The 316-nt window shown below is 63.9% G+C and carries 1 pseudogene; it reads right to left on the bottom strand.

The features are described 5' to 3' along the window. Positions 1–125 (bottom strand): annotated as a pseudogene (locus SB822_RS55930) (nucleotide exchange factor GrpE); the annotation flags it as partial. Positions 126–316 lie beyond the last annotated feature (191 nt).

The following is a 316-nucleotide window of genomic DNA, read 5'->3' as shown; positions in this document are numbered from 1 at the left end:
GGCGTGTCCGTGGCGACGCTCGCCGCGGCTTCCTGCTCGGGAGTGGCCGCCTCGGCGGCCGGGCGCTCGGTTTCGTCCGCGGGCGTGGGATTCTGGCTCGTCGGGTTCTCTTGCGTGTTTTCCATGTCGCTGAAAGTCGGTAAAGATTTAAAAGCCAACAGCGGCGGCAACGCATGAATGCGCCGCGACTTTTGTGCGTTGCAAAATCGCGACAAACATTCGAACGCGCCACCGCGTATCGGAACGGCAGGTGGGGCCGCAAGCGCCCATTTCAAGCGCCTCGGCCGAAATTTTCAGAGCGGGCGCCGCTGGCGGA

Source organism: Paraburkholderia sp. SIMBA_054, from assembly GCF_046534875.1.
In the GTDB taxonomy this organism is placed as follows: domain Bacteria; phylum Pseudomonadota; class Gammaproteobacteria; order Burkholderiales; family Burkholderiaceae; genus Paraburkholderia; species Paraburkholderia hospita.
Note: the sequence above shows the minus strand (reverse complement) of the source record. Positions and strands in the feature narration are given on the sequence as shown.